General features: G+C 53.5%; 11 protein-coding genes. 1 reads left to right on the top strand and 10 read right to left on the bottom strand.

Annotation, left to right across the window (positions count from 1 at the left end):
* Positions 1 to 50 precede the first annotated feature (50 nt).
* The 4 genes from JC200_RS14995 to JC200_RS14980 all read right to left on the bottom strand — a co-directional run bounded on the left by JC200_RS14995 (position 51) and on the right by JC200_RS14980 (position 4,565).
* Positions 51 to 1,685 carry a class I adenylate-forming enzyme family protein gene (locus JC200_RS14995; protein WP_274432488.1) on the bottom strand — a complete coding sequence of 545 codons (1,635 nt, stop codon included), beginning with the start codon at positions 1,683 to 1,685 and terminating at the stop codon, positions 51 to 53.
* Positions 1,660 to 2,841, bottom strand: coding sequence for an acetyl-CoA C-acyltransferase (locus tag JC200_RS14990; protein ID WP_274432487.1), 1,182 nt, complete (start codon positions 2,839 to 2,841; stop codon positions 1,660 to 1,662). Before JC200_RS14990 ends, JC200_RS14995 begins: the two co-directional genes overlap by 26 nt.
* A gap of 63 nt (positions 2,842 to 2,904) precedes the next feature.
* Complete coding sequence (locus tag JC200_RS14985) at positions 2,905 to 3,684, bottom strand: enoyl-CoA hydratase/isomerase family protein (RefSeq protein WP_274432486.1); 780 nt, start codon at positions 3,682 to 3,684, stop codon at positions 2,905 to 2,907.
* A gap of 8 nt (positions 3,685 to 3,692) precedes the next feature.
* Complete coding sequence (locus tag JC200_RS14980; RefSeq protein WP_274432485.1) at positions 3,693 to 4,565, bottom strand: 3-hydroxyacyl-CoA dehydrogenase family protein; 873 nt, start codon at positions 4,563 to 4,565, stop codon at positions 3,693 to 3,695.
* 193 nt (positions 4,566 to 4,758) lie between these two features.
* Between JC200_RS14980 and JC200_RS14975 the strand changes: the two genes are divergently transcribed.
* Entirely contained in the window at positions 4,759 to 6,759 is a 2,001-nt protein-coding gene (locus tag JC200_RS14975; RefSeq protein WP_274432484.1) for a helix-turn-helix domain-containing protein, read from the top strand.
* Positions 6,760 to 6,796: 37 nt separating this feature from the next.
* On the opposite strand, the gene JC200_RS14970 is transcribed toward JC200_RS14975, so the two are convergent.
* The 6 genes from JC200_RS14970 to JC200_RS14945 form a co-directional block, all read right to left on the bottom strand.
* The gene (locus tag JC200_RS14970; RefSeq protein WP_274432483.1) at positions 6,797 to 8,236 is read right to left on the bottom strand and encodes an amidase family protein; all 1,440 of its coding nucleotides are present in this window, start codon (positions 8,234 to 8,236) and stop codon (positions 6,797 to 6,799) included.
* 38 nt (positions 8,237 to 8,274) lie between these two features.
* Positions 8,275 to 9,537 (bottom strand): MFS transporter, encoded by a 1,263-nt coding sequence (locus tag JC200_RS14965; RefSeq protein WP_274432482.1) that lies wholly within the window; start codon positions 9,535 to 9,537, stop codon positions 8,275 to 8,277.
* 289 nt (positions 9,538 to 9,826) lie between these two features.
* Entirely contained in the window at positions 9,827 to 10,825 is a 999-nt protein-coding gene (gene galE / locus JC200_RS14960; protein ID WP_274432481.1) for a UDP-glucose 4-epimerase GalE, read from the bottom strand.
* Between the two features lie 97 nt (positions 10,826 to 10,922).
* Entirely contained in the window at positions 10,923 to 11,747 is an 825-nt protein-coding gene (locus tag JC200_RS14955; RefSeq protein WP_274432480.1) for a carbohydrate ABC transporter permease, read from the bottom strand.
* Positions 11,744 to 12,727, bottom strand: a complete 984-nt coding sequence (locus tag JC200_RS14950) for a carbohydrate ABC transporter permease (RefSeq protein WP_274432479.1) — start codon at positions 12,725 to 12,727, stop codon at positions 11,744 to 11,746. Before JC200_RS14950 ends, JC200_RS14955 begins: the two co-directional genes overlap by 4 nt.
* 106 nt (positions 12,728 to 12,833) lie before the next feature.
* Complete coding sequence (locus JC200_RS14945) at positions 12,834 to 14,135, bottom strand: ABC transporter substrate-binding protein (protein ID WP_274432478.1); 1,302 nt, start codon at positions 14,133 to 14,135, stop codon at positions 12,834 to 12,836.
* Between the last annotated feature and the right edge of the window lie 14 nt (positions 14,136 to 14,149).

The raw sequence follows: 14,149 nt of genomic DNA, 5'->3' as shown, positions 1-14,149 counted from the left end.
TGCCAACCTCCCTTTCTTTGCGCAAATCATCTTGAACCTCAGTGACCTGATTACACGTGGTAGACAGGAGGATGCCGTTCCCGCATCATTTCCCCAAGTTGGAGCTTGTAGATCTTTCCGCTGCTGTTCAGCGGGAGAGCTTCCATGACTTCGACAAAGTCTGGAACCTTGTAATCTGCGAGATGTTCACGGCAATAGGTACGTGCCTCTTCTGGAGTGATTGATTCCCCCGGCTTCAACGTAATACATGCGCAGGAACGTTCGCCAAGCACCGGATCAGGGACGCCGACTACCGCGACCTCTTGGATTGCCGGATGCTCGTACAATCGCTCCTCCACTTCACGTGGGTAGATTTTGAGACCGCCGCGATTAATCATTTCTTTGATCCGACCGACAATAGTCACATACCCGGCTTCATTCAACGTCGCAAGGTCTCCCGTGTGGAACCACCCTCGCTCATCAATTGCCCGCCGGGTAGCTGTCTCGTTCTCGTGATAGTTCTCCATCAGTCCGGGCGTTTGACAGACAAGTTCGCCAACATCGCCATACGGTACCGGGTCTCCAACCTCATTCACGACACGCAGTGTCACCCCAGGGAGTACACGACCGACGGTTTGGTACACCCAAGCCTCGTTTTCAAAATGGGAAGCTGTCAGTGCAGGCGAAGTCTCCGTCATCCCGTACGACAAAATTGGGCTCAAACCTAACTCCGTCCGAATTCTCTCAACAATTTCGTACGGACATGGAGTGGCTGCAACGATTCCTGTTCGCAGCGAAGACAAATCGTATTTGCGACGGTCCGGGTGGTTCAACTCTAGTACGAACATCGTGGAAACCCCGTGGTGAACCGTCACTCTTTCTCGTTCAATGGTCTGGAAGACGGTTTCTGGCGAAAACCTCTCCATCAGCACAGCTGTCGATTTGGTTGCGCCCGCCATGATGCAGACAGCTAGCCCGAACACGTGACAAACCGGCACAACAATCAGGATGACGTCTCTTTCACTGTTTTCCAAGGCCTGGTTCATCGCATCTCCGGAAAACAGGAGGTTCTGGTGCCTGAGCCTGGCACCCTTCGGTACGCCCGTCGTACCGGAGGTATAGACGATCGCTGCAAGGTCATTCGGCTGAACCGTGGCTGGCGGTACTTCACCCGCTGCTGCGCCAAGTGCCAGCACACGTTCAAAGGCATGTGGATGATCGGATGTACCACTGGGATCGACCGGGATTAGGTACTCCAGCCCCGGAGTAGATGTCTGAACGGAGCAAAAGATATCGTACATGCCAGTGGATTCCGACTTTTTATCCGCTACAACAGCAGCCCGTGCTCCGGAGTTTTGGACGATGAACTCGATCTCACCCTGGCGCAATCTTGGATTCACCGGAATCACGACGATGCCGACTCGCGCAGCTGCATAGAGAGCAATGACGAACTCGGGCCAATTGGGCAGACAGACAACCAGCTTATCCCCTTGCTCGAGGCCAAGCACGTTCAACCCAGCTGCAAAATGTGCAACCCGCACATACAACTCCCGGTATGTCAGGCGGATACCTCGCTCTACCTGCACCAGTGCGGTTTTGTCGGGAACGCTTTCTGTGGCTGCCTGTAGCACCTGAAATACCGTACGCAGATAGTCCGTGCCTGCTAGTGCTCCTCCTACTTCATACTGCTTCCCAGACGGTAGCAATGCCCTGCCCCCCTCCGATACAGAGAGATGCCACACCGTACTTCTGGCCTCTGCGATGCAGTTCCAACAGCATCGTCAAAGTAAGCCGCATGCCACTTGCCCCGAGCGGATGTCCGAGCGCTATTGCGCCGCCATTGACATTCGCAGCCTCGATTGGGAAATCGAGCTCCCGTTGACAGCCAAGGAACTGTGCAGCGAACGCCTCGTTAATCTCGATTAAGTCCATCTGCCCCAGCGTCATGCCAGCGCGCTCTAGTGCCATGCGGATGGCAGCGACAGGCCCGAGACCCATCAAGCTCGGTTCCACGCCTGCTATCCCCCACGAAACCAACCGGCCGAGCGGCTTCAAGTTGTGCCGCTGTGCATACTCACCAGTCACCAGCACGCCAACCGCAGCACCGTCACAAAGGCCGCTTGCATTCCCTGCCGTCACCAGGCCGTCCTCGATGAACCGCGCAGGCAGTTTAGCCAGTGTCTCCTTGGTCGTTGGCCTCGGAATTTCGTCCGTGTCCACAACGCTCAGACCTTGCTTTGTCTTCACTTCAACGGGCACGATTTCTTCCTGGAAGACTCCGGACGCCTGCGCAGCGAGTGCACGCGTGTGGCTCAAAGCCCCGAACTCATCGACCTCGTCTCGGGTCAGTCCGTATTTCTTGCCAACATTCTCTGCCGTCCCCGCCATCGTGAACCCGCAGAAGGAATCCAGCAGTGCTTCCCAGAGAACGTCATCCATCTTTCCGGAGCCAAGCCCAAGTCCCGTACGCGCACCGCGAATCACGAACGGCACCTGTGTCATATTCTCGGTACCGCCAACCAAGGCGACCTCCGACTCTCCATGAGCCATCGATAGCGCCGCAGTCACGACAGACTGCATGCCAGACCCACAGACCCGATTGATGGTAATTGCCGGCGCTTCAACCCGTGTGCCAGATTTAAGTCCGATGTGTCTCGCTGTCAGGATACCTTCCGGGTCGCTGCTTTGGTGAACGTTCCCAATCACGACGTTGTCTACGTCTGCTACCTGAACACCTGACCGCTCAACGGCCGCGCGAGCCGCCACTACCGCTAGGTCGACCGCGCTGACGTCTCGAAATGCACCTGTAAATTTACCGAACGCAGTTCTCGCGCCGTGAACCAAGTAAAATTCCGTCGCCAATTCCGTCGCCCCCCGGCGGTTTACTTTGACAGATGCCTTCCCCTCGCTGATACAGCGTATTTTTTATCGGCCAACAAACACCGGGTTTCTTCTTTCCGCGAATGCTCGTATGCCTTCCTGCCCATCGGCACTCGTGAAAGCGCGCATGAAGGCCTCGTTCTCGACTTGAAGTCCGACTGGCAGAGGCTGTTCGAACGCGCTTTGAATCGCGTGTTTAGCCGAAGCCATCGCCACAGCGGGCCGTTTAACGAGTGTCTCTACCGTCGCTGTCACCTGCGCTTCCAGTTCGTCGATGGGCACAACGGCACTCACCAAGCCAAGTGATTGTGCTTCTTGCGCGCCCAGTGTGCGCCCAAGCAGAATGACCTCCTTGGTCCGGGCTTCCCCGATGAGTCGCGTTAGACGCTGCGTGCCTCCGCCGCCCGGAATGATACCCAGGCTGAGTTCGGGCAGGCCGAACGAGGCGTTTTCGGACGCGATTCGAAAATCACAAGCTAGTGCGAGTTCAAACCCAGCCCCCAGTGCTAGACCGTTGATGGAGCAAATGACCGGTTTGCGCATGCTTCCAATTCGGCTCAGAGCCGCGCCCGACACCTGATTAAAGGCCCCCATTTCATCGACCGAAAACGCTCGGATTTCCTTGATGTCGATACCAGCAACAAACGCTTTTTGGCCCCCACCAGAGATCCAGACAACACGCACACTCTCATCGTCTTCTGCCTGTTGCAAACAGTGGTCAATGTCTCGAAACGCGGACAGGCTGAGGGCATTCACCGGAGGATTGTCAATATGAATGCGAGCGTATGAGTCAGATACCGTGTAGGTGATTGCACTCTGCTGCATGGTCCCAGTCACTCCTTCTCACCTCCGGTGTAGTCGTACCAACCCCGCCTGACCTTTTTCCCCAACCGACCGGCGCGGACGAGTGCGCGCAGCGACTGCGGCGCCGCGTAGCGAACATCTTTCAGCTCGTCAAAAAACACATCCATCACGTGCAGGCCAATGTCAACTCCGGCAAAGTCTTGCAGTTCAAATGGACCCATGGGGTAGTTAAGCCCCAGCTTCACCGCAGTATCAACGTCTTCCTTACTTGCGACACCTTCTTCTACTAAACGGATGGCTTCAATAAACTGAGGAATCATGACGCGGTTCACAATGAAACCGGGCGTGTCCCGCTTCACCTCAACCGTCGCCTTTCCCAACTGTTCGCCGAGCGCGCGACCTGTTGCAACGGTCTGGTCGCTCGTCTCTACGCCCCGAACCACTTCGACAAGTCTCATCACCTGCGGCGGGTTGAAGAAGTGCATCCCTACCACACGGTCGGGGCGGTTTGTTGCGGACGCGATGCTCGTGATTGAGATGGATGACGTATTGGTTGCGAGAACAACCTCAGGTGCACAAATCTCGTCCAGTTGGCGGAATATGTCCTGCTTCGCGGTAAGGTTCTCGACAATCGCTTCGATGACAAACTGTGCATCGCGCATTTCTGATACATCGGAGGACGTTCGAATGCGTGAGAGAATACCGTGCTTATCCTGTTCTGTCAGTTTTCCCTTGGCAATTGACTTGTCCATGAGTCCGGTCATATAACCCACAGCGCGCTCCAAAGCCGCTGGAACGACATCGACTAGGATGACCTGATGCCCTCGCTGAGCTGCCAAGTGCGCGATGCCTGCTCCCATGCTGCCTGCCCCGATTACGCCGATGACCATGCCTGTGTCCATTTTTGCCCCCCTAGCCAACGTTGTTCGACATCACTATATCGCTGCATGAATTCAGAATAAATGCACAGATCTACTTAAGTTTTTTCTCCAAGTTCCTCAAAACTGAGGAAGTATATATGGGTGCTGTGTAAATGAAAGCGATTTATGTGGTATGATCCTCGTAAATTTGATGAACGTTGAGTGTTAGAAGCAATTGGGAGGAGGAATTGTCACGTACACATCCGATGTGAGTCGAGCAGAAGACATGCAGAACAATGACGAATCCATCGACACAGCGACGTCATCCCTCCATCCTGCATCGCCACGCGGGCGCGATCAACTGCATCTAAACCTCAGACAGGCCGTGCAACACATTGGCAACTCGAACTCGCTGGCGAGTGTCATCGATCAACTCATATCTACCATTCAGAGCGTCTTTCACTGCGATTCGTCAATTGTTTACGTTGTCGATGAAAGTAAACACGTGCTGACACCTCATGTGCACGCACACTCAAATCAACGAACAGGCTTAGCTGCAGGTTCCCTTGCCAGCCTGAGCGATGACAACAGTACTCTGTTTCCACCGCTTCAGCTAAAGGACTGTTGCCAACGGCTCCAACTATCACCATTCCGGTGGCCTGCGGCCGAAAACAGGCCGGCACAGAACTGTGCGTTATTCGATACGCTACAGAATGCTGGATTCTCGACCTGGTTTTCCATTCCGTTACGCGTCGGCAAGCAAACGGTTGGGTTTATTGCCGTTGGCTATTTTCACTACCAGTACCTGTTTGACGATGCAAGCCAGGTCTTGTGGGAATTCGCCCAAGATGTCACCCGGGCCTTGCTCCCACACCTGCCTGGGAACATCAACCTTGCGCACGTCGAATCACAGGAGCAAGTCGACCTCCCCACACTCTATCAGCAGGACCGCATGCGCAGGCTGCTTGCCAACCATCATGAACTGACCAATACATTGTGGGCGGATGACAAATTACCGTCCATCCTGCAGTCTCTATCGTTCATTGTCCACCAACCCGTAGCGCTCTTAGACTCCTTTCTCCATCCACTGACGACGTACCCAACCGACGTTCCTTGGAATGAACTGTTGCCGTCCGTACAACACTGGATGACACAGAGACAAAGCGAATCTCGTGTGCACCTTCCATTATCTGTGCGAACCGACTCCATTGCAGGAGAGAGTTTCGTGATTACACCCGTGCAGATGGGGTCAGCTGTGCTCGGATACGTCGTTGTATGGGAACGCGGCGCTCGACTCGATGACCTTGACGTGATGGCTCTACAGCAGTCCACGACAATCCTGGCTGTCCACTTCTACAAACACGGATTACACGTCGAACGGCTTGGGCATGGGTTCAGTGAACTACTGAGCAAACTCCTTGACACCCCTCAAAACTGGACGTCGGCGAACAGTGCAGAGGCATTGGATCTCGGATGGGATGTGGCAGCTCCTCAGCTGATTTTGGTCGGAATGCCCATTTTGCACAGCGGAGTCCATTCCGTCTCGCACGAGACACTGCAGCACTACCTCGGCCAACTGCGGATCCGTCTGGCCTCGGATTACCCAAATGTGCTTGTCGCTCGTTACCAGAATCATTTCGTTTTCACTCTCCCGGACGCACTCGCCGCGGACGAGTCAATCCGGCACTTCATTGAATTTATCCACGGCATTCACTCTACTCCCGGAGTTATTTCGTCGAGCACAGCAGATAGAGGCGGGAGTGAGTCCGACTCTCAAGATTTGTCCCTCTCGTTTGGCCTGAGCCAAGTAGTGCAGTCGCCCATGCACATTGTCGACGGGCACATGGAAGCCTTCACTGCGGCCTCTCTTTATCCTGTTGTTGCGTCCCATGAATCGTTTCTGCACGCGGACGATGTACGAGTACACCACCTTCTCCGCCCCATCTCATCCATGACCGGTGCGCAGTCCTTCACCAACCAGCTGCTTTGTCCATTGGAGAACTACGATAGACATCATCAGACAGAGCTCATGAAGACGTTACGTGTTTACCTCCATCACAACGGCAGTTTATCTGATGCCGCAAATGCCCTCTTCATTCATCGTACCTCGCTTCAGTATCGAGTAGGTCGAATTGAAGGTCTGATATCGCGCCAGCTTGAAGATGCACACACACGACTCGAGTTGCAACTCGCATTTGTCTTTCGGGACTTGCAGCGAGTGTTTTCGGAAACATAAAAGTCACCGCAGACACGCAGACTCTAGTTCATTTCCATTAGAATTTCGGGTCAATCGGTGTCAACGTACTCACTTGCGCTGCGATGACTTCAGCAGCATCAAACAGGGTATCTTCTCTGTATCGTCTCCCCAAAATCTGAACACCTGTTGGTAAGCCCTCTACAACCGAGATAGGCACGGACATCGCTGGAAAGCCTAAAAGCGGCACGGACATCATCGGCCACTGAGCCGCCACGAGTCTTCGATTGCTGTCCAAACTTTCAATATCCTCATCTTGTCTGAAGGGCGGCTCAGTGGATACTGGCAGCAGCAACAATGGGTACACTTGTAAGAACTTCTGGAGTTCGGCAATGAGTGTGCCACGCCGCGCATATCCCTGTTTAAATTTGGCTAGCGTGCAGTCCCCCCACATCTCTTTGGAAACTTCGTAGTTATAACGTAAATTCATGTTCACCGCTTCGTCTCCAAACTGTTCAATCAAGGGCAGCACTTCGCGTAGGTCTTCCAACACCAGCAGCAGCCATAGCTGATAGGCTTCAGCAAACAGTGCAAGTTCCACTTCTTCGACAATATATCCAGCATTGCGGAGCGACTCAGTAGCCTTGTCTAGCGCCTCATGACCGGAGGGACTCAAACTCGCAATGCCGACATCGCGCAGTACACCAACTCGAATGGGCCGCCCAAGAGCATCGCCATGTAAGGGCACCTGCGCATGAATCGCATCTCGCGGGTCAAACCTCGACATGGCAGCGACCGCCAAGCGCAGGTCATCTACGGTGCGCGCCAACGGCCCTTGTGCCACCATCGACTGCACAGCCAAGGATTGGTCGGCGCCTACAGGCGCGTCCCAGCTGGGCACCCTCCCCATCGTAGGCCGAATCCCCATAACACCACACGCATACGCCGGGTATCGGATTGAACCCGCAATGTCGTTCCCATGCGCGATTGGCACCATTCCACTGGCAACTGCTGCGCTTGTGCCGCCGCTTGACCCGCCAGGAGTCCGGGCCTGGTCCCACGGATTCAGCGTTCGACCATGTAATTCATTGTTCGAAAACCATCTCAGACTAAAGGCCGGCACATTCGTCCGACCGACCACCACCGCCCCGGCACTGCGCAAATTAGCAATCGGGGGACTATCGATTGCAGCAATCTGGTCTCGAAAAGCGACGACTCCGCCAGTTGTCGCATGTCCTTGTTGATCAGTGTTAATTTTGGTCGCAACGGGAACTCCATGAAGAAGTCCAACTGCCTCTCCCTTCGCGATAGCGAAATCGGCTGCATCGGCTGCGCTCAAAGCTTCTTCTGCCAACAGTTCCACGATTGCGTTAATTTTAGGATTGACTTGTTCAATTCGCTCAACGCAACTCGTCACAGCTTCACGGGAGGAAATGGCTCTCGTGCGAATTCCCAACGCGAGTTGTGTCGCCGACCACCTCCATAGCTCCGGGGTTTCTGGCAGTTTATCCACGGTCACAAACACGCCTCCTCTGCTTGGATTAATTCCAATTGACGCTAGACGGCAACGTTTTCTTCGATGTTCGCATCACGTCGTCTCAAAACCCGCGGTGCGGTTTCCTTCAGACCAAAGGAGAGCAGGACGACGAAGACAGTCCCACCTAGGGCAAGCCACAAAGGGGCAAACAAGGAATACTTGTCTGAGAGGTAACCAGCGACGGTCGGAATGACCGTACCACCGCCGAGTTCTCCAACTAATACAATCAAAGACATCGCCGTGGCGATGAACGCCTTCGGGACGGATTCGGCCGGAATCACTGCCATGAATATCGATGGATAGCCGGAACCAAGTCCAAAGAGGATGGTCCACAGCAACAGAGGCGTGAAGGAATGGACATAGATAAGCACCAGCACGCTGAAGACAAGCATCAGCCCCGAGAGAACCATCGTCGGCTTACGGCCAATTCTGTCCGACACCCAAGGCGCAATCAGCTGTCCGACGAACTGAGATAACCCCATTAACGTGAGGAATAGCGATAAGTGCCCCTCTGACATGTGGTCGACCTTGGTATAAAACAGGGGACCAAAAGTCGTCGTCGAAAACATCCAGGACATAAAACCAATGGACATCAGTACACCGAGCCAAATATTCCTGTGCTTAAACACTTGTAAATAGTCCTTGAGGGGTGGACGCTGATGCTCGACCTTCGGTGCGCCAGCCGCAGCCGACAAATTCGGTTCCCTCATGTATTTCATGAGGACTAGTGCCACAATGAAACTTGGGATTGCCAAAAGATAGAACGCCTTGTGCCAGCCCAGCGCCGCAGCAATCGGTATGAGTAGAAGTGGCCCCAAGGTTGACCCTAACAGTGACACGGAACTCTGCACGACGCCGACGTTTAAACCCCGCCGCGATGGCGTAGAGTCTGCTACGACGGCCGTCTGCGTCAGAGTAACGACCGGACCTTCGGCCACCCCCATCACGGCACGTGCCAACATCAACACCCCAAAAGTCGTCGCCAAACCTGTGGAGACAGAAGCCAAGGAAAACACCAAAATGATGACGATCAGAAATCTTTTCTTCGCATTGAGAATGTCTGACAAACTGGAGAAAAGGTAACTCGAAACTGCCCAGCAAATAGACAGGATAGACACGGAGAGACCGACCTGCGCATTTGTCAGTTTCAACGCTGGCACGATGAATGGGAACAAAAACGTAATACTCAGGCGGTCCATGAACACAAAACCATACGTCAGGAACATCATGGTAACGATGAAGTTCTCGTAAGTGGCAAACCTCGACCTTCTCCTCACACTCACGTAATGCACACCTCTCCCCCAATTAAGATAGCGGTTTCATCACTGTCGGATGAGCAAACAACTGCAAAAAATGCTTCTTGTATTGATACGGACAGTATAGATGCGACCGACTTATATGAAAATTCTTTCAATAGAGGAATAACAGCGCCCTTATTCCTCAAAAGTGATGAACGACGGTCAATAATCCTGGGACCATATCAAATAAAACCTCACCGACAATCCGGCGAGGTTTCTGATGTGGTGTCTCCAACGCGACACCTGTGAGTGGTTGTCGCACCTGCGCCTGAGGTTACCCTTGATAACCATCCGGATGCGTTCGGTGCCAACGCCACGCATCAGCCACAATCTGTGTGAGGTCCTTGCGAGTTGGTTTCCAACCCAACACGCTCTGTGCCAAGGATGCATCTCCAACGAGCTGTGCAGGGTCGCCCGCGCGTCTCGGGGCGACGAGCGCAGGTACCGGATGTTCGCTGATTGCTCTCACACAGTCAATAACTTCTCGTACCGAGAACCCACTGCCATTACCCAAATTGAACGCGTAGGAGCCGGTATTGCCCTCCCGCAAGTGCGAAACGGCGAGGTAGTGGGCACTTGCGAGATCACAGACATGAATGTAATCGCGGATACAAGTACCGTCCCGGGTCTCATAGTCGTCTCCATAGATGAGAATCTCGTCCCTCTGACCCAACACAACCTGAAGGATGATAGGAATCAAGTGACTCTCAGGTCGATGGTCTTCGCCAATTGGCAACGTTGGGTGCGCTCCAGCAGCGTTGAAGTAACGCAAGGAGACAGAAGAAATTCCATACGCCTGTTGCGCATAGCTGAGCATTCTCTCAATCGCCAGTTTTGTCTCACCGTACGGGTTCAACGGTTCCTTGTTGGCATCTTCACTGATTGGCACTCGCCGAGGTGAGCCGTAAACGGCAGCCGTAGAGGACAACACAATGGACGCGACGTCGCACGACACCATGGCGTCAAGCAAAGCCCGCGTTCCGCCCAGGTTGTTCGCATAATACTTCAGCGGATCGTGTACACTTTCAGCCACTAGAGAACTGGCTGCAAAGTGCACGACGGAATCCACATGATGGTCTGTCATGACCTTCATGACACGAGCTGTGTCATGGATGTCACATTGGTAAAATGGGATGGCCCACTCATTGAGAACAGCGTTGCGGTGTCCGGTGGACAGGTTGTCAATGACGACGACGTCCTCTCCCTTTTGGACAAGTTCAGCTACCGTGTGACTCCCGACGTAGCCCGCTCCACCAGTCACGAGGATACTCACCGTAATCACCTCTACTTATCTGACACTAGCTACACCTAGCCGTCGCCCACTCGGCTCGCCATCCACTGTAACGAATAGCACCATCAACCGGGTGCGATTACCCCTTGACTGAACCTGCCAGCAAACCACGAACGAAGTACCTGCCAAGCACGAAGTAGACAATCAGCGTGGGCAGAGAGGCAAGCAGTGTGGCTCCCATCAGCACGTTCCACTGGATGTGCTGACTGCCGGAGAGGTTGACGATGGCAACCGTTACGGGCTGCAGGGGGGGCTGCGTAACAGTGACTCCAAACAAGAAGTCATTCCAGACTTGAGTAAATTCCCAAATACACGCGACCACAAATCCCGGGATGGATAAGGGAAGCATGATTCGCTGAAAAATCCCCCAATAACCGTTACCGTCAATTTGTGCAGACTCCAGAATATCGTTCGGGATATCCGCGAAGAAGTTCCGAAAGATTAGTGTCATAATTGGAATTCCATAGACGACGTGGGTCAAAATCAGTCCTGGAATGGTGTCAAACAAGTGAATGGTGTCGAGTACTTTGATTAACGGAATGAGGGTGCTTTGGTAAGGAATGAACATCCCGAGAAGCAGAATAAAGTAGACAATGTTTGCACCTCGAAACTTCCATTTCGAAAGCGCATATCCGTTGAGAGCACCGAGAAACGCGACAATGGCCGTCGCTGGGACCGCCAAGTAGACACTGTTGAGAAGGTCGGGAGAAATCGCAGTCCACGCCTGGCGAAGTCCTGAGAACCCGATGGGGTTAGGCAAGGCCCACATATGCGCGAGACTCACGTTCGCATTGTGTTTCAGGCTGGTCAAGATGAGCAGATAGACTGGAATCAAAAATATCACGAGAAACAGGATGAGCACCAAATACAGGAGTACTCGAAGCGGGATGTTGCGAGTGGTCATTTTTTCGCCTCCTGCTTCAGCGTTGAAACTAGGTACGGGACAATGAAGACCATCACCAAAACGAGCAACACCATCGCGATGGCTGCACCCTGCGCGTACTCATCACCTTGGAAAGTCGTGTTAAACATGTTCAGAGCGGGTAAATCTGTGATGAAGTTTGGTCCTGGTCCTGTCATTGCGTACAACAAGTCAAACACTTTCAAGGATGATGCCATCAACATGATGATAGCTGTGACCGTGATGGGCCGAAGATGCGGAAGCACAACGGAAAAAAACGTCCGGACGGAACCAGCGCCATCAATGCGCGCGGCTTCTTTGAGTTCCTCTGGCACTGACCGCAAGCCAGCCAAATACAGCGCCATCGTAAACCCTGTCCACTGCCAGATGGATGCGATGAGGACCGCGATTAGGGCGAGCGGAAACCCACCTTGAATCTGTGCCACGTGGAACGATTGCGGTAGGATTTTCGGCGACAGATACCATTGCGGCAAATGCTTAAAGCCCAAGTGTTTCAAAATCAAGTTGATGCCCGTTGTCGAGTTCAATAGCCAGTCCCAGACAATACCGGTCGCCGCCGCGGAAATAGCCATTGGATACAGATAGATGCTGCGGAACACACCCTCAAATCTAATCTTCTGATCAACCAAGATGGCCAAGAACATCCCGAGAATGAGGCAACCGAGCATGAAGCCGACTGTGAAAAACAACATATTCCTCAAGTCGGACTGAAACCGGAACGTTTCAAAAATCGCCGTGTAGTTACGGAATCCGTTCCAGGACATATTCTGAATAAAGCTGTTCCACTTAGAAAACGAAACCCATCCCGTCCAAAATATGAACGCGTACACAAACACGCCAACTAAAATGATTGACGGAATCAGTGTCAGCACAGCATACAAACGGTCTCTCGACATGCGACGGCGCCGAGGCTTAACTGGATGTTCGCCGGGTAGTGCCGTCGTCGGCTCTAATGTACTCATGCTGACCTCCCACGAACATGGGTTCAGAGGTGGGGACTTCCCACACTCCAAACCCATGCATCGGTTCTGCCTTAAGTCTCACTCAGACTCCAACAAACTCAATTCCCTACGGCAGCGGGTTCGCTTGCGCAGCGCTTTGGAGGGCTGAGACGAACTGGCTCACATTGCCACTTGCGGTGAACTGGCTCATGGCATTTTCAAGCGCCGTTGTAAAGCCAGGGTTCAATCCACCTTGACCAGGTACGAGAACCAACGGGTCTTTTTGATACGACTTCATCGCGTCTTGCGAGTACAAGTTGTAATCCTTCGGATTTGCATCCAGGCGTGGCGAGAATGTTCCCTTCAACGGGTTAAACTGCTTCTGACCTTCAGCCGACCCGAGCACCTTCAAGAAGTTCGTGGCATTCGTCTTCGCCTTACCACTCAACTTCGACGGCAGGCCAAACACGTCAGACACGGCAGCAAAAACCCCTTGCGACCCTGGCGTTGGCGCCCAGCCATACTGCTTGCCCGGCGTAAGTCCGGCAGTCGTCGCGAAGTAACCATTGGCCCAGTCACCCATGACGTTCATCGCAGCTTTACCCTGCGCGACCATTTGGTCAGCATCTGCCCAGTGCAAAGAGGACGCGTCCGAATTTGTGTACTTCATGACGTTCAAATATGTCTGCGAAGCCTGTTTGACGCCCGCACTGTTCCAAGATGCCTTGCCGTTCATCAAGTTATTGTACTCTGTCTGGCCAACCGTACCAAGCAGAACATCACTCCACAGTAACGTGGTCTCCCAGTTCCCATGGTTTCCCAACGCCAGCGGTGTGATACCGTGCGACTTCAGCGTCTGCGCCTCAGTCAGGAACTGTGCCCACGTCGTCGGCGGTGTCAGGTTATACTTTTTGAAGACACCCGTGTTATACCAAAGCACGTTCGCACGCTGCATGTCAACCGGAACAGCGTAAATATTACCATTAAAGGTGACCAAGTTGAGCAGCGATTTCGGAAACACGCTATACCAACCTTGTGACTTGTACAGCGAATTCAGCGGCGCCATATCCCCAGCTTTCACCCACTGCCGAAGCGAACCATTGCCTGCGTGCACTTGGAAGGTAGACGGTGGATTACCCGCCTGCATGCGGGTAGCCAACACAGCCTTAGCATTCGAACCCGCCCCACCGGACACAGCGTCATTGACAACCTTCACACCTGGGTATTGCTTCTGGTACAGCGTAAAGAACGTGTTCAGGGCCTTGCTGCTCGCAACCCCTGTCCACCAACTGAAAATGTCAACCTTGCTGCTGGAGGCACCCGAAGTAGAATTTCCCGTGGAACCCGTGGAACCGCAACCCGACACCAGGGCACCAACAGCCAACACACTCAATGCACCTAGCGTCGCACTCTTTGCTCTCTTTTTCACATTTGAACCTCCTT

The organism is Alicyclobacillus sp. ALC3 (genome assembly GCF_028751195.1).
In the GTDB taxonomy this organism is placed as follows: Bacteria; Bacillota; Bacilli; order Alicyclobacillales; family Alicyclobacillaceae; genus Alicyclobacillus_L.
This window is presented reverse-complemented; position numbering and strand designations above follow the sequence as displayed.